This window comes from Flavobacterium sp. 83 (assembly GCF_000744835.1).
Lineage (GTDB): Bacteria > Bacteroidota > Bacteroidia > Flavobacteriales > Flavobacteriaceae > Flavobacterium.
Window position 1 is genome coordinate 2,910,227 of record NZ_JQMS01000001.1, and the last position, 23,078, is coordinate 2,933,304.

Annotated in this window: 18 protein-coding genes; 14 read left to right on the plus strand and 4 right to left on the minus strand. The window is 31.1% G+C overall.

Translation table 11 applies throughout. The annotated features are described in order from the left end of the window. Window positions 1-10: 10 nt before the first annotated feature. Together T410_RS12705 and T410_RS17250 are read left to right on the plus strand one after the other, a co-directional pair. Window positions 11-1,939, plus strand: coding sequence for a T9SS C-terminal target domain-containing protein (locus tag T410_RS12705; RefSeq protein WP_238567377.1), 1,929 nt, complete (start codon window positions 11-13; stop codon window positions 1,937-1,939). A 5-nt stretch (window positions 1,940-1,944) separates the two neighbouring features. Further along, window positions 1,945-2,100, plus strand: a complete 156-nt coding sequence (locus T410_RS17250; protein ID WP_238567378.1) for a T9SS type A sorting domain-containing protein — start codon at window positions 1,945-1,947, stop codon at window positions 2,098-2,100. A 188-nt stretch (window positions 2,101-2,288) separates the two neighbouring features. On the opposite strand, the gene T410_RS17115 is transcribed toward T410_RS17250, so the two are convergent. Further along, window positions 2,289-4,646: a T9SS type B sorting domain-containing protein gene (locus T410_RS17115; RefSeq protein ID WP_051929416.1), complete on the minus strand. Its 2,358-nt coding sequence runs from the start codon at window positions 4,644-4,646 to the stop codon at window positions 2,289-2,291. A 126-nt stretch (window positions 4,647-4,772) separates the two neighbouring features. Next, a complete protein-coding gene (locus T410_RS12715) occupies window positions 4,773-5,804 on the minus strand; it encodes a choice-of-anchor L domain-containing protein (RefSeq protein ID WP_051929417.1) in 1,032 nt (343 codons plus the stop codon). Window positions 5,805-6,045: 241 nt separating this feature from the next. Here T410_RS12715 and T410_RS12720 point away from each other — a divergent pair, with 241 nt between their 5' ends. From T410_RS12720 to T410_RS12740, 5 genes are all read left to right on the plus strand, one after another. Continuing rightward, a complete protein-coding gene (locus T410_RS12720; protein ID WP_035672318.1) occupies window positions 6,046-8,571 on the plus strand; it encodes a T9SS type A sorting domain-containing protein in 2,526 nt (841 codons plus the stop codon). 339 nt (window positions 8,572-8,910) lie between these two features. After that, complete coding sequence (gene fabG, locus T410_RS12725) at window positions 8,911-9,657, plus strand: 3-oxoacyl-[acyl-carrier-protein] reductase (RefSeq protein ID WP_035672321.1); 747 nt, start codon at window positions 8,911-8,913, stop codon at window positions 9,655-9,657. 59 nt (window positions 9,658-9,716) lie between these two features. Next, a complete protein-coding gene (locus tag T410_RS12730; protein WP_035672323.1) occupies window positions 9,717-11,744 on the plus strand; it encodes a hypothetical protein in 2,028 nt (675 codons plus the stop codon). A gap of 31 nt (window positions 11,745-11,775) precedes the next feature. Further along, window positions 11,776-12,672 carry a LysR family transcriptional regulator gene (locus T410_RS12735; RefSeq protein WP_035672325.1) on the plus strand — a complete coding sequence of 299 codons (897 nt, stop codon included), beginning with the start codon at window positions 11,776-11,778 and terminating at the stop codon, window positions 12,670-12,672. A gap of 75 nt (window positions 12,673-12,747) precedes the next feature. Beyond that, window positions 12,748-13,725 (plus strand): YeiH family protein, encoded by a 978-nt coding sequence (locus tag T410_RS12740; RefSeq protein ID WP_035672326.1) that lies wholly within the window; start codon window positions 12,748-12,750, stop codon window positions 13,723-13,725. A 19-nt stretch (window positions 13,726-13,744) separates the two neighbouring features. Here T410_RS12740 and T410_RS12745 read toward each other — a convergent pair whose 3' ends face one another. After that, window positions 13,745-14,476 (minus strand): YoaK family protein, encoded by a 732-nt coding sequence (locus tag T410_RS12745; protein WP_035672328.1) that lies wholly within the window; start codon window positions 14,474-14,476, stop codon window positions 13,745-13,747. A 95-nt stretch (window positions 14,477-14,571) separates the two neighbouring features. Between T410_RS12745 and T410_RS12750 the strand changes: the two genes are divergently transcribed. Next, window positions 14,572-15,570, plus strand: coding sequence for a zinc dependent phospholipase C family protein (locus T410_RS12750; RefSeq protein ID WP_035672331.1), 999 nt, complete (start codon window positions 14,572-14,574; stop codon window positions 15,568-15,570). Window positions 15,571-15,625: 55 nt separating this feature from the next. Here T410_RS12750 and T410_RS12755 read toward each other — a convergent pair whose 3' ends face one another. Further along, window positions 15,626-17,725 (minus strand): LTA synthase family protein, encoded by a 2,100-nt coding sequence (locus T410_RS12755; protein WP_035672333.1) that lies wholly within the window; start codon window positions 17,723-17,725, stop codon window positions 15,626-15,628. Between the two features lie 166 nt (window positions 17,726-17,891). On the opposite strand from T410_RS12755, the gene T410_RS12760 reads away from it, so the two are divergent. The 6 genes from T410_RS12760 to T410_RS12785 are packed head-to-tail and all read left to right on the plus strand — an operon-like array spanning window position 17,892 to window position 23,031. After that, complete coding sequence (locus tag T410_RS12760) at window positions 17,892-18,326, plus strand: thioredoxin family protein (protein ID WP_035672335.1); 435 nt, start codon at window positions 17,892-17,894, stop codon at window positions 18,324-18,326. A gap of 5 nt (window positions 18,327-18,331) precedes the next feature. Next, on the plus strand, window positions 18,332-19,321 hold the full coding sequence (locus T410_RS12765) for an FAD:protein FMN transferase (protein ID WP_035672338.1): 990 nt from the start codon (window positions 18,332-18,334) through the stop codon (window positions 19,319-19,321). After that, window positions 19,314-19,523 carry a DUF4266 domain-containing protein gene (locus T410_RS12770; protein WP_035672340.1) on the plus strand — a complete coding sequence of 70 codons (210 nt, stop codon included), beginning with the start codon at window positions 19,314-19,316 and terminating at the stop codon, window positions 19,521-19,523. The genes T410_RS12765 and T410_RS12770 overlap by 8 nt, the downstream gene beginning before the upstream one ends. A 9-nt stretch (window positions 19,524-19,532) precedes the next feature. Continuing rightward, entirely contained in the window at window positions 19,533-20,978 is a 1,446-nt protein-coding gene (locus T410_RS12775; protein ID WP_035672343.1) for a DUF3570 domain-containing protein, read from the plus strand. 5 nt (window positions 20,979-20,983) lie between these two features. Then, entirely contained in the window at window positions 20,984-21,646 is a 663-nt protein-coding gene (locus tag T410_RS12780) for a response regulator transcription factor (protein WP_035672346.1), read from the plus strand. Window positions 21,647-21,657: 11 nt separating this feature from the next. Beyond that, the gene (locus T410_RS12785) at window positions 21,658-23,031 is read left to right on the plus strand and encodes a HAMP domain-containing sensor histidine kinase (protein ID WP_035672348.1); all 1,374 of its coding nucleotides are present in this window, start codon (window positions 21,658-21,660) and stop codon (window positions 23,029-23,031) included. Window positions 23,032-23,078: the final 47 nt, after the last annotated feature.

Here is a 23,078-nt window from a genome sequence, read left to right on the forward strand (position 1 = left end):
ATTTATTTAGATGAGAAAAATCTACTTTTTAGTTATCGCTTTATTGGTTTTTAAAATGATCAATGCACAAATTATCAATATTCCAGATGGAACTTTTAAAGAAAAACTAATCCTATCCGGAGAAGGTCAATATTTATATGTTGCTAAAAATTTAAGTGGTGTTTATTTTGAAGTTGATGCAAATAAAGATGGAGAAATACAAACTAGTGAAGCCTTACAAATTAGTTATTTGAATGTTGTCGGTTCCACAATAGTTGATTTGACAGGTATTTTGAGTTTTACAAATCTTGAAACTTTGTATTGTAACAATAATAAAATAACATCATTAGACATTAGAGGATTAATGAGTATGAAAGATTTGATTTGTAGCAATAATCAATTAAATTCATTAAATATTAGTGGATTGATCAATCTTAAACATATCGATTGTTCTTATAACATACTCACATCATTAGATTTAAGTGATTTATATAATCTAGTTGAACTAAACTGCGGAAAAAACAATCTTACTTCTCTAAATACAAATGATTCGGTAAAGCTTACAACTTTAAATTGTTGGGGAAATCAATTAATTTCTCTTTTTGTAAAAAATGGTAAAGAAGAATCAAGTATTCAATTCAATGAAAATCCAAATCTTGAATTCATCTGTGCTGATGAAACAGAATTAGGGTGGTTACAAAAGGGTGTCATTTCTTTAGGATATAACAATTGTGTCGTAAATTCTTATTGTTCATTCAATCCTGGTGGGGCTTTTTATACCATTCGAGGAAATCAAAAAAATGATTTAAACAATAATGGATGTGATGGTTCAGATGCATCTTTATCTAATCAAAAGTTCAGCATTTTTGACGGAATAAATAAAAAAGAAATAATTTCGAATACTTCTGGAAATTTTATAATTGGTGTTAAAGACGGTTCTTATGCTATAACTCCAATTTTAGAAAATCCTACTTATTTTACAGTTTCTCCAACCTCTGTAAATGTTACTTTTCCAACACAAAGTAGTCCTTTTGCACAAGATTTTTGTATTACTCCAAATGGTGTTCATAACGATTTGGAAATAAATGTTTTACCCACGATTCCCGCAAGACCCGGTTTTGATGCAACTTATAAAATTATTTATAAAAATAAAGGGAACATGACACAATCAGGTGCGGTTACTTTAAGTTTTGATGATGCCATTTTAGATTATGTTTCGGCTGTTCCTGTTATTAATAATCAAATTACAGACAAACTTAGTTGGGATTACAGCAATTTATTGCCATTTGAAATACGTACAATAACTGTAACTCTAAATGTAAATTCTCCTATGGAAATTACTTCAGTGAATATTGGAGATCGTTTGAGTTTTAATGCGCTTATTAATCCAATGACTGGGGATGAAAAACCGGTCGACAATTCATCGGCTTTGCGCCAAAGTGTCGTGGGTTCATTTGACCCTAATGATAAAACCTGCCTCGAAGGAGATGTTATTACTCCGGATTTGATTGGGGAATATGTACATTATTTAATTCGTTTTGAAAATACAGGAACGTATCCTGCACAAAATATTGTAGTAAAAGATTTGATTGATTTGACCAAATTTGATATTTCGACATTAGTTCCCACCAAAGCCAGTCATGACTTTGTTACCAAAATTTCTGATGGTAATAAAGTGGAATTTATCTTTGAAAACATCAATCTCTCTTTTGATAATGCAACAAATGACGGTTATATCGCTTTCAAAATCAAAACTTTGCCTACTCTTGTAGTAGGAGATTCCTTTGCAAATGAAGCCAATATTTATTTTGATTATAATTTCCCAATTCTGACTAATAAAGCAACATCAACTTTTAAAACATTGGGAACTCAAGATTTTGAATTTGCTGATTATTTTAGTGTGTATCCGAATCCTGTAAACGACATTTTAAATATTGAACAAAAAACGTTATTCAAGTAAAATCAATGGCTGTTTATGATGTTTTGGGGCAACTGATTATCGCGGTTCCAAATGCTCAAATGGTTTCTAAAATAGATCTTTCTAAAATAACAACCGGAAACTACTTCTTGAAAATGAATACGGATAAAGGAACTTCAAGCGTGAAGTTTATAAAAAAATAGAGATTTGAGAATTTAAACTTTTTAGTGAATTCAACCTGTTTTTTTTACGTTGTGAAATCAAAAAAGCACTCTTTAGCCCTGATTGAAACAAGTATCCTTTTGTGGAGGTTTTTTCGACACAAAAGATACTGTGGAAAGCAGGAGGGAACTTGAATAAAAACGAAATGTTGTGCTCCAAATAACAAATATTATCTTTTCAATGAAAAATGAGATTTGAATTCTTTATTGATTCCATCTTCAACATAAATGACTTTGAACCAATAATCAGTGGCAGGCATTTGATATCCATTATAGGTTCCGTCCCAACCGAAATCATTGGAATTAATTTGTTTCAATAGTTTTCCATAACGGTCAAAAATATATATTATCGCATTAGATTGCCTGTTGAAGCCAATAATGTTCCAAGTATCGTTATGTCCATCTCCGTTTGGCGTAAAGAATTTTTGATAACCTACAATCGTAATTTCTTGGCTTAAATCAGTGCAACCATTAGTATCTATAACATTTATTATGTGAGTTCCCGCAGGCACATCAGAGAAAATATTAGATGATTGAAATTGGCCTTGATCCAATTGATATTCGTATTTTCCTATTCCTTGTACAATTGAAATTGTTACCGTTGCAGCATTGCTAAAAGCATTCGTCTGTTTTATTTCAATAGTAGTTGAGTTTGAAAAAATTTCTGTAACCGTTGCTTGAACTAGGGTAGATGAGCAATTTGTAATTTTATTTGTGGCAATAACTGCATAAATCCCTTTTTCTGTTGCTTCTAAAGTATTTCCAATGGCATTACTAATTTTATTTCCATTCAAAAACCAATCGAAATTGTAGTTCGCTGCATTTAATTTTGAATCTAAAATATAGGATTGAATTATTGTATTTGTGTTTTTGTCGATGCAAATTATTCCGTTATTCAATAAAGGAATTGGCTTTGGATTTACTGTAATTGTCAATTTAAATGAATTCGCGCATTGTCCTGAATCTGGAGTAAATGTATATTCAGTTGTTGTAACGTTGTTTAAAGCTGGCGACCAAGAACCTGTAATGTTGTTGTTAGATATTATTGGTAAAGGAAGTAATAATGTTCCTTCACAAATAGGAGCAATGACAGTGAATGTTGGAATTATTATTGGATTTACTGTAATTGTCAATTTATATGAATTGGCACATTGTCCTATATTTGGGGTAAATGTATATTCTGTTGTAGCAACTTTATTTAAAGCGGGCGACCAAGTTCCTTCAATGTTGTTGTTTGATTTTATTGGCAAGGGAGATAAAACTGTTCCTGCACAAATAGGAGCAATGACAGTGAATGTTGGAATTATTATTGGATTTACTGTAATTGTCAATTTGGTTGTTGTAGCACATTGACCTGAATTTGGGGTAAATGTATATTCAGTTGTTGCAACGTTATTTATAGCGGGCGACCAAGTTCCTATAATATTGTTGTTTGATTTTATTGGTAACGGAGATAAAACTGTTCCTGCACAAATAGGATTTACAGCAGTAAATGATGGAATTGTAACTGGATTTACTGTAATTGTCAATTTGGTTGTTGTAGCACACTGTCCTGAATTTGGTGTAAAAATATATTCAGTTGTTGTAATGTTGTTTAAAGCTGGAGACCAAGAACCTATAATATTGTTGTTTGATTTTATTGGCAAGGGAGCTAAAACAGTTCCTTCACAAATAGGAGCTACAGCGGTAAATGATGGAATTGTACCTGAATTTACTGTAATTATCAATTTGGTTTTTGTAGCACACTGTCCTGAATTTGGGGTAAATGTATATTCAGTTGTTGTAATGTTGTTTAAAGCTGGAGACCAAGAACCTATAATATTGTTGTTTGATTTTATTGGCAAGGGAGCTAAAACTGTTCCTTCACAAATAGGAGTCACAGTAGTAAATGATGGGATTGTAACTGGATTTACTGTAATTATTAATTTGGTTTTTGTAGCACACTGTCCAGAATTTGGTGTAAAAGTATATTCAGTTGTTGTAATGTTGTTTAAAGCTGGAGACCAAGTTCCTATGATGCCGTTATTAGATTGTAAAGGAAGTGCAGCAAGAAACTCTCCTTCACAAATAGAAGGAACCGCAGCAAATGTTGGAGTTGTTATTGAGTTTACAGTAATTATTCCGCTTATACTTGCGTTTGTCCCGCAACCTCCAGAAGTAGAAATAGTATAATTAAATATACCTGTATTAGTTGCAATTCCCTTAATAGTAAATTGATTTCCAACTAAACTAGTTGTTACACCTGTGGGTAAACTACCTAAGGTTAATGCAGCAGTTGTTGCACCTCCATCAATTGTAAAAATTATATCTGAAATAGTTTCATTTTCACAAATTTGTTGTGAACTTGCTCCTTGAGTAACACTTAATGTGGGACTTATTAAGCAAGCGTCAAGCACGCAGGATATTGAATTTGGTCCAAAGCAATCTGCCGGCGTGCCTGTTGGAGTAACTGTTATCACAACAGTTTCACCAGACGGAACATTTGGAACTGTATAGGTATAAACACTACCAAGATATCCAACATCCACAATAGGGTTATTTCCTATTTGATACGAAACAGAAAATGTTGCTGTTCCTAGGGCCAGCCAATCAAAGGTGATCGAATTAGCGGTTTTTGCACCACAATAAAGATAGGGAGTCGCAATGGTGCTGAATTAAATTTTTATTTCATCATTAACGGGACAAGTTGCCCCAAAAGGAAAAGCTTGAACAGAATATAAGCCGGACTGATTAACAGTAATTTGTGGCCCAAATTCTCCGGGAATTACATTGCCGTTGAAGCGCCATTCATGAATTTCGCTACCATTTAATCCTGAATTTAATACATGGTTTGAAGCACTGCATATTTTCAGGTCAGGTCCTAAATTAATTGCAGGAGAACTAAAACTCGCACCTTCTATAAATACAGCCGAATCATAATTATTGTCCCCAACATTAGCAATGGCTAACTTTATATGATAAGTTTCACCGCAAATTACATTGGCATTTGCTGCTAGGACCTTAGTAAATCCATCATATTGTATGGTTGAACCTCCTTCATTATTAACATAGTATGCACAATATTCACAAGGTCCTGTATTTGAATTTCCATTATTCAAATTGTTTATGGAGACAGGAAGTACAGTACTTGGTATGAGAGCTATATTTTTGGCGCCACCAGAAAAAGGCCCCGTTATTCCTGGACCACTTAAGAAAAAACCAAAATTATCATTATAAGAATCATTAACAAATTCGGGATACTCTTCTGAAGCAAAAACAAAATTAAAACTTAATTTATTTCCAACTGGAACAAAATCAAATTCGAGAATAGCAACGTTCTTAATCAATTGATTGTTAGAAAGAATTTTTAAGTCATTGTCTCCTACAAAAGGATTTGAAGTGGGTAACGTAGCTAAATCTCGGTCATTTGGTCCCACGGCAATTGCAGAATTACCCGTACTCAAAATTATTCCTTTATCAATCCCAATATTGGTAGTTGTACCGTTAGTAAAAAGTCCTACCTGATCACTAAGTGAATTTGCACTAACTGCAGAGCCATTAAATTTAATATTTGAAGCGTTTATCCCTTGTCCTACAACAACATTTTGGACTAATTGCAATGGTGTTTGTGTGGTATTATCTATAACTAATTGAGCATTGACAGCGCAATTAACCAGTATTAAAAATAATAAAAAATTTCTTTTCATTTAATCGACTTAGGGCAATTGATAATTTAATATTCTAAAATGAAAAGCCCCAAACCTTCATTTTATGATGACAAATATAGGTAACAGAATAATAATACTTTTCTGATTTTTATAAATAATTGTAAAAGACTTCATTAAAACTTAAAAATTTGACATCTACGCTTTTAATTAACTTTCTAATCTTGAATAGCAATCTATTTTAATATTCATTTTCTTATATTTACCAACTCAATATTTTCTTATGAAAAAAAGCTACTATTTACTATTTACATTATTTTTAATTACAGGAGTTAATGCTCAAGTAATTAATTTTCCTGACGTTAAATTTAAAAATAAATTATTAGAAGCTTATGACAATAGTTTTATCGCTAAAGATAAAAATGGACAAAAAATTAAAATTGACATAAATAATGACAGTGAAATTCAATATAGCGAAGCGCTAAATGTTGTAGAATTAAATCTTAATTTCTTCAATATTTCTGACTTAAATGGAATAGAAAATTTTACAAATCTTAAAGTATTACAATGTCTCGGTAATGAATTAACAAAACTTGATACATCAGGATTAAATGATTTAACTGCCTTGTATTGCTCTGGTAATAAAATTACAACTTTAAGTATTTTGAATTCTAAAAATTTAGAGGTCCTTGAATGTCATTCTAATCCATCATTAGATTTAAATGTGAGTGAATTGAAAAAACTCAAAACATTAAATTGCGAATATAGTAATTTGATTAATTTGAATTTGAGTGGATTAAGTTATTTAGAAAATCTAAAATGCAACAATAATCAATTAATTAGTTTAAACCTATCTGGTGCCATCAGTTTAAATTATCTTAAATGTGATTACAACAAATTACAAAAACTAGATGTTTCAGATTGCATTAATCTTGAAACAATAGTTTGTGATAATAATAAAATTGCTAGCTTAAATTTAGATGGATTGGTAAAAATGAGCGCGCTACTATGTAATGATAATATGCTTACAGATATAAGTTTTAATGGCTTGATAAATCTTTTCAATTTTAAATGTAATAATAATCAACTCAAAAATTTAGATTTAAGACCTTTGAAAAGACTTACATATTTATATTGTGGTAATAATTTTATAGAAAATATAGATTTTACTGGTGTCAGTGAACTTTTAATCTTGCATTGTGAAAACAACCAATTAACTAATTTAGATTTATCTAGTGTAACTTACATGTATGATTTATTTTGCGCTCATAATAAATTAATTTCAATCAATTTAAAGAATGGTAGTTCAGATAGCCAACTTCTTTTTGGGGACAATCCAGATTTAAAATTTATTTGTGTTGACGAGAGTCAGGTTGAATTTGTTACTTTTTTGATAAAAACTTCCAATCAAACAAATTGTGTTGTAAATTCTTATTGCTCTTTTACTCCTGGAGGAATATTTTATACTATAAAAGGGAAAACAATTTTAGACAGCAACAATAATGGTTGTGATACTTCCGATTTAAGTTATCCAAATTTAAATTTTTCGATCAGTAATGGAACAAACAGTGGAAATATAATTTCTAATAGTTCTGGGGATTATAATATTCCTGTTGGAGAAGGAACTCATACAATTACTACCAATATAGAAAATCCAAATTATTTTACTATTTCACCAACTTCAGTTAATGTAACTTTCCCAGCACAAGCAAGTCCATTTCTGCAATATTTCTGTGTCACTCCAAATGGGAATCATCCAGATTTAGAAGTTACTTTTCTACCAATAATCCCTGCGAGACCCGGATTTGATGCTACCTATAAAATCATTTACAAAAACAAAGGAACGAAAATACAATCTGGTTCAGTAAACCTAAGTTTTAATGATACTGTTTTAGATTATATATCAGCAATTCCAGCAGTAAATAGTCAAGTTACAGATAAACTAACTTGGGATTATACCAATTTAAAACCTTTTGAAAGTCGTGAAATTACAGTTACTTTGAATGTTAACTCGCCAATGGAAACTCCTGCAGTAAATATTGGGGATCGTTTGAGTTTTAATGCGCTTATTAATCCAGTTACTGGCGATGAAAAGCCTGTTGACAATTCTTCGGCTTTGCGCCAAAGTGTGGTTGGTTCTTTTGACCCTAATGATAAAACTTGTTTGGAAGGAGATGTTATTACTCCAAGTTTGATAGGGGAATATGTGCATTATTTAATTCGTTTTGAAAATACCGGAACTTATCCTGCCCAAAATATTGTGGTGAAAGATTTGATCGATTTAACCAAATTTGATATTTCAACTTTAGTTCCTACCAAAGCCAGTCATGACTTTGTAACTAAAATAACTGATGGAAATAAAGTAGAATTTATTTTTGAAAACATCAATTTGCCTTTTGATAATGCAACGAATGACGGTTATATTGCTTTCAAAATCAAAACGCTGCCTACGCTTGTTACAGGTGATTCTTTTGCAAACGAAGCCAATATTTATTTCGATTATAATTTCCCGATTCTGACTAATAAAGCTACGTCGACTTTCAAAACATTAGGCGTTTCAGATTTTGAGTTTGCTAATTATTTTAGAGTGTATCCAAATCCTGTAAACGACATTTTGAATGTTGCTTTGAAAAAATCGATAGAAGTGCAGTCAATGGCAGTTTATGATATTTTGGGACAGTTAGTTATTGCAGTTCCAAATGCACAAGCCGTTTCAAAAATTGATGTTTCTAAATTAAAGACAGGAAATTATTTTTTAAAAATAAACTCGGATAGAGGAACTTATAGTACAAAGATTATTAAAAATTAAGTTTTAAATGCTACTTTATCTAATTGTATAAAGTAATAAATAAGCCTAATTTTATTTTTTAAATAATTAATACATAAAACTATAGCTGTTTTAATGTTATTGGATTTGCATTTTTTTTTTCAAACCACAATTATTGCTATATTTGACGGGTGTAAAATAGCGCTGATAGTCCCTAAGTTTTGGGAGAAATCCTTTTATGTTTTTGTCTTTGCGAAGAACGAAGCAATCTAAACATAAATGATTATTTACCAATTTAATATTTATTTTGGTGTTCAGTGATTTCTATTTGAAACGAATAGCAGGAATAGCTACAAATAAAAAAATAACTAATTTTAGAACATGAAATTACTAGAAGGAAAAGTTGCCATAATTACAGGCGCAAGCCGCGGAATTGGAAAAGGAATTGCAGAAGTTTTTGCGAAACACGGTGCAAATGTTGCATTTACTTATAGTTCATCAGTAGAGTCTGCTTTGGCACTTGAAAATGAATTGAACGCTTTAGGAATTAAAGCCAAAGGATATCAATCAAATGCTGCCGATTTTAATGAAGCGCAAACATTTGTAGATGCAGTTTTAGCTGAATTCGGAACTGTTGATATTCTAATAAACAATGCAGGAATTACTAAAGACAACCTTTTGATGCGTATGTCTGAAGGAGATTTCGATCAAGTAATTGATGTAAATTTGAAATCGGTTTTTAACATGACTAAAGCGATTCAAAGAACTTTCTTAAAACAACGTTCCGGATCAATAATCAACATGAGCTCAGTAGTAGGAGTAAAGGGAAATGCGGGTCAAACTAATTATGCGGCTTCTAAAGCAGGAGTAATTGGGTTTTCAAAATCAGTAGCTCTGGAATTAGGCTCTCGTAATATTCGTTGTAACGTAATTGCGCCAGGATTTATAGAAACCGAAATGACAGCCAAATTAAACGAAGATGTTGTGAAAGGATGGAGAGACGGAATTCCGTTGAAACGTGGTGGAACAACTGAAGATGTTGCTAATGCGTGTCTTTTCTTTGCATCAGATATGAGTGCTTATGTTACTGGCCAAGTCATGAATGTTTGTGGTGGAATGCTTACCTAAATTATTATAAATTATAAATGATGAAAGAATTTGAATTTCATCATTTAAAATAACAAAGAATGACAACAGCTACCGTTCTATTGATACTACTTTCTATAGTAATTGCTGGCGGTTTGTCATTTTTTCAATATTTTTATAAAGTCAAAAGTAAATCGAAAATCAATTTGCTTTTGGCTTTTTTGCGTTTCATGTCCATCTTTGGAATATTTTTATTATTGATTAATCCAATAATAACTAATAATACGCTGGAAACTATAAAAACACCATTACCAATTGTTGTTGATAATTCCAGTTCTATTTCATTCTTGAATGCTAATAAAAAAGCATCAGAATTGTATCAAAAATTGATTTCGAATGCAGCCTTGCGAGGAAAGTTTGATATTCAATCGTATCAATTTGATAGTGAATTTCAACAATCCGAAAAATTTGATTTTAAAGGAACGCAAACTAATCTCGATGTTGTCGCCAAAAACCTGAAAAGTATTTATAAAAATGTAGTTTTTCCAACCGTAATTATTACTGACGGAAATCAAACTTCAGGCAACGATTATGTTTATGGTTTTGATACAGCTAATAAAGTATTTCCATTAATTGTAGGCGACACAACCACTTATTTAGATTTTAAAATAGACCAACTAAATGTAAATAAATATGCTTTTTACAAAAATAAGTTTCCTGTAGAGGCATTTTTGCGCTATTCAGGAACCAAAAATGTAACTACTGATTTTATTATTTCACAAGGGAATATGGTTTTTAATAAACAATCAATTTCATTTTCTCCATCGAAAAAAACGGCAGTTGTTAATCTACTTTTACCTGCTAATAAAGTAGGACTACAAGTTTTTAAAGCCACGATTTCATCTAAAGAAAAAGAAAAAAACACCTATAATAATACTAAGAATTTTGCTGTAGAAGTGATTGACCAGAAAACTAATATCGCTATTATTTCGGCTATAAATCATCCGGACATTGGTGCTTTGAAACATGCAATCGAAACGAATGCACAACGTAAAGTAACTTTATTTAAACCTAATTATATCAAATCATTACAAGATTATACTATTTTAATTTTATACCAACCCACCACTGAATTTAAATCTATTTTTGATACAGCTAAATTAGCCGGAATTAATACATTTATTATTACCGGAAACAATACAGATTTCAATTTTTTAAATCAGCAACAAAATAATTTGTCTTTCAAAATGAGCGGTCAAAAAGAAGATTATTTAGCGGAATTTAATTCTCAATTTAATCTCTTTGCAATTGATAATATTGGTTTCGAAAATTTTCCTCCTTTGCAAAATTCTTTTGGAAATATAACTCCCAATGGAAACATTTCGGTATTGCTTTCGTCCAAAATAAGAAACATTGCTACTAATGCACCTTTATTGGCTTTTGCTGAAACTCAAGGCAAAAGAACGGCTTATTTTTTAGGGGAGAATAGTTGGAAATGGCGTTTACAAAGTCATATCGATAATCAATCTTTTGAGAAGTTTGATGTATTTATAGATAAGATTATCCAGTTTTTGGCTTCTAATAATTCAAAAAAATCACTGGTTGTTACCCATGAAAGTTTTTATAATTCAGGAGAAGGAATTGAAATTTCTGCGCAATATTTCAATAAAAACTATGAGTTTGATGAGAAAGCTCGTTTGACAATTGCCGTAACTAATACTAAAACCAAACAAACTATAAATTTCGATTTATTAAAAAGCAATAATTCTTATCAAGTCAATCTTGATGGACTTACGGCTGGGAATTATGATTTTTCGGTGAAAGAATTAAATTCAAAAACTACCTATTCCAATCATTTTGAAATACTGGATTTTGACATCGAAAAACAATTCGTTAACCCAGATGTAGAGAAATTGACACAATTAGCTTCGCAAACACAAGGAAAAGCCTATTTTCCGGATCAAATTGAGGTTTTAATGAAATCCCTTTTGGATAATGAAGAATACAAAACCGTTCAAAAGAATACTATGACTAAAACACCTTTGATTGATTGGTTTTGGTTACTCGTTTTAATTTCGATTTTTCTTTCAACCGAATGGTTTGTTAGAAAATATAACGGATTGTTGTAAATTTAAATTCCATTTAATAAAAATATAAATCATGGATTTTAGATTAAAAGTATTTTTTACTGTCGCCAATAGATTGAGTTTTACTAAAGCAGCAACGGAATTATTCATTACGCAACCTGCCATTTCTAAGCATATCCAAGAGTTAGAGGAACAATATAAAATCAAACTTTTTGAAAGAAACGGTTCTAAAATTTCACTTACCAATGCTGGGGAAGTATTGCTTGAGCACACTAAAAATATATTTGAAGTCTATAGAGAAATAGATTTTGACATGAGTGCATTGATCAATCAACAAAAAGGATTGCTTCGATTAGGAGCCAGCACAACAATTTCTCAATATATAATTCCGCCTCTTTTGGCTCGCTTTCATCAAAAATTGCAGGATATAAAAGTAAATCTGTTAAACGGAAATACAGAGCAAATTGAAAAGGCTTTATTGAATAAAGAAATTGAAATAGGAATTGTAGAGGGACAATCTAAAAATCAATCTATCAAATATACTGAGTTTTTAAAAGATGAATTAGTTCTGGTCTGTAACAGTACCAATCCTTTAAGAAACAAAGAACGAGCTACTTTAGAGGATTTGAAAAAGCTGCGATTTGTAACTCGAGAACAGGGTTCTGGAACACTTGAAGTTATTGAACATGCACTAAAACCTTTTGGAATTAATCTCTGGCAATTGAAAATTGAAATGCAGTTAGGAAGTCCTGAAAGTATAAAATCCTATTTAATAAATTCTGATTGTGTTGCTTTTATTTCCATTCATGCTATAGAAAAAGAACTTAAAAATAACGAATTGGTTATTCTTGATATTGATAATTTTGTGATTGAACGGTTTTTTTACATCATTACTTTACAAGGAAAGATAGATGGGATGTCAGAATTATTTATAAAAAACATATCAAGCTATTATAATTTAAAGTTATAGCAGATTGTTTTTTGCGATTGGTGAATACCGATTAATCTATTCACCTTTGTAAAGTAATAATTCAATTATTTTACAATGGAACCTAATCAAAATGCAATTCTAAAACAAGCGCCTCTATTTTTTAAAATAAATGCAATACAGCAGCAAATTATTTTTGTTGCACTGCTGTTTTTTTGCATGACCTCTGTTATTTCACCACCAATCGCTTTATTGTTAGGGCTTATTGTAGCCAATCTTTCCGGTCATCCTTTTTTACATCTCAACCATAAAGCAACTAATATTCTATTGCAAGTTTCGGTTGTAGGTTTAGGTTTTGGAATGAATGTCAACAGTGCTTTATCGGCAGGTAAGGAAGGTTTTATATTTACCATTGCATCCATTTTTAGCACTATAATTTTAGGAACATTTCTAGGGAAATGGCTAAAAATTGAAAAGAAAACTTCTCATTTGATTTCATGCGGAACTGCAATTTGTGGTGGAAGTGCGATTGCAGCTATTGCACCGGTAATTAAATCAGATGAAAAACAAACTTCCATTGCTTTAGGGGTGATATTTATTTTAAATTCAGTGGCTTTGTTTTTATTTCCTACTGTAGGACACTGGTTGGATTTATCACCAAAAGAGTTTGGATTATGGTGTGCCATTGCTATTCATGATACAAGTTCTGTGGTTGGTGCGGCTAGTGAATTTGGACCAGAAGCTTTGCAAATAGCGACAACTGTAAAACTAGCCCGAGCCTTATGGATTATTCCGGTAGCTTTACTTACATCTATTATTTTCAAAAACAAATCCAGCAGCATCAAAATCCCTTATTTTATTGGACTATTTATATTAGCAATGGTTATGAATACGTATGTTTCAAAAACAGCTATAGTTGCCCCATTTTTGGTTTCAATTGCAAAAATTGGACTCACGCTAACTTTGTTTTTAATTGGAGCAGGTTTGAATAGGAATATTTTGAAATCAGTTGGAATAAAACCGATATTTCAAGGTCTTTTACTTTGGATATTTATAGCAATAGGAACATTATTAACCATCATGTATTTTAATTAGAAAGTATCATTAAAGAATATTAATGATTGAATTTCTTTCTTTTGATGGAGAAATACGTAAGTCTCATATAATCATAAAAAAGGGCTACAAAAAGAAAAAAGGAAGCGATTAAAAGAGTCTTTAATTCCATTTTTTGATAGATAAATCCTCCAGAAACACAACCTATAAAAAAGAAAGAAATGATTGAAAAGCGTAAATAAATGCTCGTTTTCAATTTTGTTACTTCATCCTCTTTTTTATAAAAAAATAATTGGGACAATTCAATCCCTAAATCAGTAAAGAGTCCTGTTAAATGTGTTGTTCGAACTGTTGATTGTGAAATTTTTGTAACCAATGAATTTTGAATTCCCATGGCAAAAAGCATCAAAAAAGCGATTGTTTTGCCTTCTAAAATAGAAATATCTGATGGAATTCCAAAAAATGCAACGCCAGTTAAAATTAAAATCTCTAAAGAAATGGGTACAACATGAGACAAATCGGGATATTGACCTGAGACTAATTCCGATAAAAAGTTAGAAGTAAAAGAACCAATCAAGAAAAATATGGTAAAAATAAAAAAAGTTATTGCAGCTGAATAATTGTTAAGCATCAATTCTTCAGCAAAATAGGCAAAGTGTCCTGTGACATTAGTTGTCAATGTTTTTACCGCCAAAACTCCAGTAATATTAACAATTCCAGCCACGAAAGACAGCAAGGTTGCTAAACGCAAATTGTGAATAAAAGTTCTATTTTTTCCTTTGTGACGAAACATTTTAATTAATTTCTTTAAATTAACATAATCTTAAACCAGATTTCATTGAATTATATTTAAAAAAAATACATTTGCAGTACTAATAAATAAATATAATGAAAAATTTTAAAATTAGACCTACACTTATTGGGTTATTTACAATTGGAATTGCTTTTTTGCTGTTGTCATGGGGTGTTGTTGGCCATGAAAGAATCAATAGAGCCGCGGTAATGGCGCTTCCAAAACCATTACAGACTTTTTTTTATAATCATATCGATTTCATAACTCAGGAATCGACTGTTCCAGATTTAAGAAAATTTATTTTGAATGATAAAGCTGAAGGACCACGCCATTATTTTGACATGGAAAATTTTGGAAGCGTTGATAGTTTTCCCAGAACAATGGAAGCTGCAAAGAAAAAATATGATGAAAAATTTTTATCAAAAAATGGAACATTGCCTTGGTACATCCAGGAAATGATGGGTAAATTGACGACTGCTTTCAAAGAGAAAAGAAAAAACGAAATTCTATTTATTGCTGCAGAACTTGGTCATTACATAGGAGATGCACACATGCCTTTGCACACTTCTGACAATCATGATGGTCAAAATACCAATCAGAAAGGAATTCATTCGTTATGGGAAAGCCGTTTGCCTGAATTGTTTGTTAAGAATTATAAACTAAATGCTGATGAAGGTAAATATATTGAAAATGTGGACCAAGCTACATGGGATATTATTTTTGACACACACAACTTAGTAGCTCCTTTATTAGCGGCTGATAAAAAACTAAGAACTAACACTCCAGAAAATAAAATGTATGTTCTTGATAGTGCAGGAAACATTTTAAAAAACAAATACAATGGTGTCGTGTATTCGGATGATTATGCTACTAAATTTCATCAGGAATTGAATGGTATGGTTGAAAATCAAATGAAAAAAGCAATTACTGCGACAGCTAGTTTTTGGTATACAGCATGGGTAAATGCAGGAAAACCAGATTTAAGTAATTTAGATACTGAAACACTTACCAAACGCAATAAAAAAGGGTTGAAGCAAGATTCCAAATTATTTAAAAATGGACTGCTTTTTGGTTTAGTAAACGATAAAGAATAATTTTTAAGTCAAAAAAAAAACGGGTAAGATTACTGTCTTACCTGTTTTTTTTGTGCTAATTAATTTTTTGATATTTCTTTTTCTTCAACATATCCGAAGCCGTTTGGTAATAGGAAATGGTTTGGTTTACTAAATCAGTTCTTTCTTTTATCAACGGGTTTTGGTCGTAATAAATTTGAAAATCAGGAGCTGTTTTTTGATCTTTTTTTAATGTCAATTGAAATTGCTTGACTTGTTGTTTGGGTGAAATAATAGTCAAAACATTATCTTTTATCAATCCTAAATCCTGATACGTTGCAATTAAAGCTCTTGGTTTATAGTCCGTTTTTAAAACGTCTTCCCCATAGAATTTACTTTGATAATTGAAATTCAATAATCCCAATAATGTAGGCATAATATCTATTTGAGACATCAAATTGGTGTAATGTTTTGGTTGAATAAATCCTGGACTGTAAATCATTGCCGGAATTCGGTATTTATCAACAGGAAGTTCTGTTTTTCCAGCACTGGAAGCACAGTGATCCGCAAGAATGACAAAAATGGTATTGGCAAACCAAGGCTGTTTACTTGCCATTTCAAAGAATTTCTTCATGGCAAAATCAGTATATTTTACGCCTCCATCACGAGATTTAGCATCTCCAGGAATATCAATTTTATTATTAGGATACGTAAATGGCCTGTGATTACTAACCGTCATAATATGATTAAAAAACGGCTTGCTCTGCTTTGCTTCACTATTCATTATCTTGATAGCTTTGTTGTACATATCTTCATCACAAACGCCCCATACATTCGAAAAAGTAATTTCTTCAGGAGCAAATGTCTTTTTATCTATAATTCCATAACCGTTTCCAGTATAGAAATCTTCCATATTATCAAAGAAAGCATCACCACCATAAAGGAATTTTACATTGTATCCTTTTTGCTTAAAGATATTTCCAGTTGAAAATTTGTTTTTATTATCTTCTCTTTTCACAACACTTTCACCAGCGGTGGGTGGGAAACACAATGTAACAGCCTCAAGACCACGGACGGTTCTATTCCCAACGGCATATAGATTAGTAAACAACAAACTTTTTGTAGCTAAACTATCCAAAAATGGTGTAAGATTTTGATCATTTCCGTACATTTTCATAAAATCAGCGCTATAACTTTCGATAGTTATTAATACTACGTTTTTATGATTTTCGGCAGCTTCATTTTGAATTTTTCGTAACGAAGTTTCTCCTGAAATTTCTGGAAGTTGTTCTTTTAATACTGCATAGGCTTCTTTTTCTGGAAGTGTTTTATAGAATTTGAAATAGTCCAATTCGCTATTTTTAAAGGCTAAAAAGAACTTATAAATTCCATTCGCTTCTAATTCATTAGTAAAAATATTTTGAGAATTTTCCTGAGCCGATAAAAAAGGTATTGCTACTAAAGAAAGCCCAAATAAAGCCAGATAAATTCCGGAAAGTTGTATTTTTTGTACAAATGTTGGTATACTTTCGATATAACTTCTAGAATGCCTTACAATAATGTAGGTTATTAAACCAGAAACAATAAAAAGTGCACTGAATATAGGAATAACAGGGTACGATTGCATAATATTCCCGATAACTTCATTGGTGTAAACCAAATAATTTACGGCAATGAAATTGTATTTTACACCAAATTCATTCCAGAAAAAGTACTCACTTATTCCATTTTGTAAAATCAAAACTACATACAGGAAAATGACAAATGAGAATAACCAGAATCGAATTTGGCTTCGGTATTTTGGCAGAAAAAGTAACAAACCAAATAAAATAGTTTTGATACCTATAAAAGCAATTCCTATTGTTGGCAAAGCGCCACCATATTCATTAAGAATAGTGTTGCCAAATGAAACATACAATAATAAGGCTACTAATAACCCAAAAAAGAGATAACCATATGGTTGCATGTACTTTGAATTGGATATAAAAATAAGATACAACCATAAAAAACCGCTAACCAATACAAAAATGAAAAAATCAGAGATTAGTCCAAATCCAAATATTTTAATAATATCTAAAAATCCAAATGAGCTTTGGGTAATGGGGTGAAATAGTAATACAATTCTTAATACTATGCTTACAATGATATAAAAAATCATAAGATTGTAAAATGGAGAGAACTTTTTTGAAAGCGTCATTATCAGTTTTTTTTTTACAAAAATAGTGATTTGAAACAATAAAAGCGTTAAGTGCTAAGTGTAATCCATTCTTAATTTTGGCTTAAGAAGTTTGATTTAAACAATAAACAGTTCTCTTTTTAGTTAACTTTGTGATGTTTTACTTTTAAAATAAAGATTAGTACAAATGAAAAAAATAATGGTATTAATGCTGCTTTTTGCAGTTACAATTGGGTATTCACAAGAATGGAAAACTGATTTTACAGTAGCTAAAAGCGAAGCTAGTTCTCAAAATAAGAATATTTTACTTGTTTTTTCAGGATCTGACTGGTGTGGGCCCTGCATTAAATTAGACAGAGATATTTGGCAATCTGCAGAATTTAAAGAGTTTGCTAAAAATAATTTAGTTTTGGAACGTGCTAATTTTCCGAAGAAAAAACAAAATCAATTAGCTCCTGAATTAAAAAAAATAAATGAAGAGTTGGCTGAAAAATACAATAAAGATGGAATGTTTCCATTAGTTGTAGTCTTAGATAAAAATGGAAAAGTATTAGGGAAAACAGCTTATAAAAATGTTTCCCCACAAGAATATATTGACATACTTAAATCATTTTTAAAATAAAGATAATGAAATTAGTAGTTTTTATTTCTTTCTTATTAACGGTAAGTTTAACATCAGCACAAGTTACACAAAAAAGAACATTGTCGATGTTAGGCAGCCCTTTTGAAATGACTGTTGTCGCTAAAAATATCCCAGAAGCAGACTCCTATATTGATATGTCAGTAGCGGAAGTTTCACGTCTTGAAAACTTAATTTCAGACTGGATTCCAACTACTCCAATTTCTCAGGTGAATAAATTTGCTGGTTTAAAACCGGTTAAAGTACCACAGGAGGTTTTCGATTTAGTAGAGCGTACTATAAAAATATCAGAGTTAACGTCTGGTGCTTTTGATATTAGTTATGCATCGATGGATAAGATTTGGAAATTTGATGGTAGTATGACTAAGATGCCTACACCGGAAGAGATAAAAAAATCGGTTGCAAAAGTTGGTTATAAGAATATAGTTTTAGACAGCGGCAACAGTACAGTATTTCTAAAGTACGAAGGAATGAAGCTGGGTTTAGGAGGAATTGGTCAAGGCTTTATTGCTGACAAAATTAAATCTTTACTTACTTCAAAAGGTGTAGTAGCAGGAATAGTAAATATTTCTGGAGATATTAACTGTTGGGGGAAGCAGACGAATGGTGAAAAATGGAAAGTAGGCATCAAAAATCCATTGAATAAAGATAAAATTTTTGCTACATTTCCTTTAGATAATAGCGCTGTGGAAACTTCAGGAAGTTATGAGAAATATGTAACTTTTAACGGAAAAAGATATTCTCATATAATTGATACCAGAACGGGGTATCCGGCAACGGGAGTTATCAGTGTATCCGTTTTTGCCAAAACTACAGAATTAGCAGATGCTTTAGCAACAGGTATATTTGTAATGGGTGTTGATGTAGGGTTAGATTTAGTGAATCAATTACCAGGTATTGGATGTATATTCGTAGATGAACACGGAAAAATATTTAGCTCAAAAAATATAGATTTAAAAAAATACAAAGATGAATAAAATAATGCTTTTTTTCGTTTTACTCTTCATTATGCAGTCCTGTGTAGCGGTTAAAGAATATGACAAACAATACATAAATGATCCAGACATGAAATTAAGTGCTAAACCTGCTGAACGATATGAAACTACATTCCAAGTGTATCGAGAAGCTGCGGCTGGAGCAAATGGTGGGAAAACTGGTGGAGGATGTGGTTGTAATTAAACAAGTGTTATGAAAAAAATTATTTATACAATAGTCTTACTAATAAATGTTGTAGCTATTGCCCAAAGTCAAGATACTACAACTACGTTTAAGAAAAGGGTTTTAGAAAATACTGAAGTTGATTTTTTATTAAGTTACTATAAACAAGATGGAGTTCACTCAGCTGTAGGAGGAGGGATAGGTTCTGAAAAACTAACTGATATTGCTACAAATATTGTTGTAGCTTTACCAATGAATGAAGATGATATTTTGACTTTTGATGTCGGAATTTCTGCATATACATCAGCTTCATCCAGTAATATAAACCCCTTTAATGCTTCAGGAGCATCCAGTAGAAATGGCAATGACGACAAGCAATGGAGCAATAAAGCGACTGCCGCAACCAGTCCTTACGGAACTCCTTGGCAAGCATCATCTGGTGCATCAGGGAGCGATCAATTAGCTTCGGTTACTGCAAATTACAGTCATAGTTCTGATAACCGAAATACGATTTGGAATGCTGATGTTTCATTTTCTAATGAATATGATTATACATCAATGGGTTTTGGTGGTGGGTTGACAAAACTATTCAATCAGAAAAATACTGAAATTGGTTTAAAAGTTAATGCTTATCTTGACCAATGGAGGCCTATTTATCCAACGGAATTGCATGAATATTCATTATATGGAAGTAATTTTCAAAATCAGGGATATTTTTCCGGAGTATCAGTTTTAGACCAAAACGGAAATGTATCTAATAGTTATTTACCTGCTGCTTTTACAACATATGATGCCAAAAACAGAAATTCTTATTCAGCTTCATTATCGTTTTCACAAATACTTTCTAAAAGAATTCAGATGTCAGTTTTCATGGATATTTTGAAGCAAGAAGGATTATTAGGGACGCCTTATCAAAGAATATATTTTGCCGATAAGTCAAACTATTATATTGGACAAGCGCAATTTATTCCAGTTTATGAGACATCCGAAAATAAAGGGGTTTATAGGCTTTCAGATGATATTGAGCGTTTGCCTAAGAGCCGCTTTAAAATTCCAATAGGCGCAAGAATAAATTTCTATATTAATGAATACGTTGTTGCTAAGGCATATTATAGATATTATGAAGACAATTGGGGAATTCAGGCGCATACAGTTTCAATTGAATTGCCAATAAAATTTAGCCAAAAAATCACAGCATACCCAATGTTCAGATATTATACACAAACAGCTTCTGATTATTTTGCACCATTTGAAAAACATATTTCAACTGAAAAATATTATACATCAGATTATGATTTATCTGCTTTCAATGCAAGACAATACGGTTTTGGTTTAAGCTATTCAGATATTTTAATGGGATCCAGAATCTGGAAATTAGGTTTGAAAAATATTGATTTCAGATACAATCATTATGTAAGAAGTGATGGCTTAAATGCAAATATTTTTTCATTAGGTTTTAAATTTTTAATGCAATAATTAGGATGCATATTTTAATAGTAGAAGATGAAGCAGGAATTATACAATTTCTTCGTCAAGGATTGGAGGAGGAAGGGTATCAAATCACAAGTGCAGCAGATGGTTTAGAAGGTTTTGGGCTGACTCAAACGGAAAATTTTGATTTGATTTTATTGGATTGGATGCTTCCAAAAATGACTGGTTTAGAGCTATGTAAAGCAATTAGACTAAAAAATACGGAAACGCCTATTCTTTTTTTGACTGCCAAAGATACGATTCAAGAAACCATCGAAGGATTAAAAGCAGGTGCTAATGATTACATCAAAAAGCCATTTAGTTTCGATGAACTTTTAGAACGAATTAAAATTCATTTCAGAAATCAAAAAGAAACAGAAATCCTTAGTCTTGGTACAATTGAAATTGATGTTATCAAACATCGTGTTTCAATAAATGGGGATGAAGTTAACTTGACACAACGCGAATTCCAATTACTTCATTATTTAGTTAAGAATAAAGGAAAGGTCTGCACCAGAACCCAAATTATTGAAGATGTTTGGGATATTCATTTTGAATATGATACAGGAGTAATTGATGTGTTTATGAATTCAATTCGCAAAAAACTCAATTTAAAAATTGAAGAAGATTTTATAAAAACCATACGCGGAGTTGGTTATATCGCTAATGATTAATACAAATAGAAATGCTTTCTTTCAAAAATAGAATCGCTTTTAATTATATTATTACAACAGCATTATTAATTTTTGCTGTTTTTTTTGGTATTTTTTCTATTGTAAAATATAGTGTTTACAGTCATATTAATAGTGATATTAATAGTGAAGTTAGTAAACATTTAACTGAGATTGAAATAATAGGCAATCATATTGGGCTTACCCATGACAATGAATGGCAGGAAAGAGAACATAACACTGTAGCAATAAATCCGGTCTTTGTTCAGTTTTATGATAAGCATGGATTAATTGGAGAAAAATCTCCGAACCTAAAAGTGAAATCTTTAAAATTCAATAAAAACGCTACTGATAATCAGTTTTTTGATACGAAGTTAGTAAATAAGGCAATTCGTCAAATTCAAGTTCCTATTTATCAAAATTCAAATAAAAAAGGATATTTGGTAATCGCAATGTCACTTGAAGATGCTAAAATGGTCCTCAAAAACTTGTCAAATACACTTGTAATCTCCTATCCAATAATTCTTATTTTACTCTTTATAATTGCCAGATTCATAGCAGGTAGAAGTATAAAACCGATAAATTCTATTATTGAAACTTCAAATATTATTACAAAAGATAATTTAAAATCCCGAATTCCTTTACCGCAAAACAAGGATGAGCTTTATATCCTGTCAGAAACAATCAATAATTTGTTGGATAGAATCGAAAATACTATCGAAAGAGAGAAACAATTTACCTCAGATGCTTCGCATGAATTGAGAACGCCATTGACAATAATCAAAGGAACTCTCGAAGTTTTGATTAGAAAACCTCGAAATCAGGAGGAATATGCCGATAAAATTAATTTTTGTGTCAATGAGGTCGACCGATTGAATAATCTGGTAGATCAATTGCTTTTATTGGCTCGATTTGAAAATCAACGACAAAGTCTTAAAATCGAAAAAGTCTATTTAAATGGAGTATTCTCTGATGCAATTTCCCGCTATTCAAATATAATTGAATCTAGAAATATTCATGTTTTATCTCATTTTGAAAAAGAATACTACATTCAAAGTGATGATTATTTAGTTTCCATAATAATTAATAATTTGATTTCAAATGCCTTAAAATACTCTAAGGATAACTCTAATTTAAAACTTAGTATTTCAGATAATTATGGCAAAGTTGAATGCCAAATCACTGATTTTGGTATAGGAATACCATCTGAAGATTTACTAAAAGTTTTTGATCAATTTTATCGTTCAAGGTCAAATGAACATATAGAAATTAAAGGAACAGGATTAGGTTTATCAATTGTAAAAAGACTTTGTGCTTTGCTAAATATTGATATCAAAATTTCAAGTCAGGAAAACATTGGAACTACCATATTCTTAAGTTTTCAATAAGCATATCTTAAGTAGTTCTTAAGCTACAAATTCCTTTTTAATTTTAC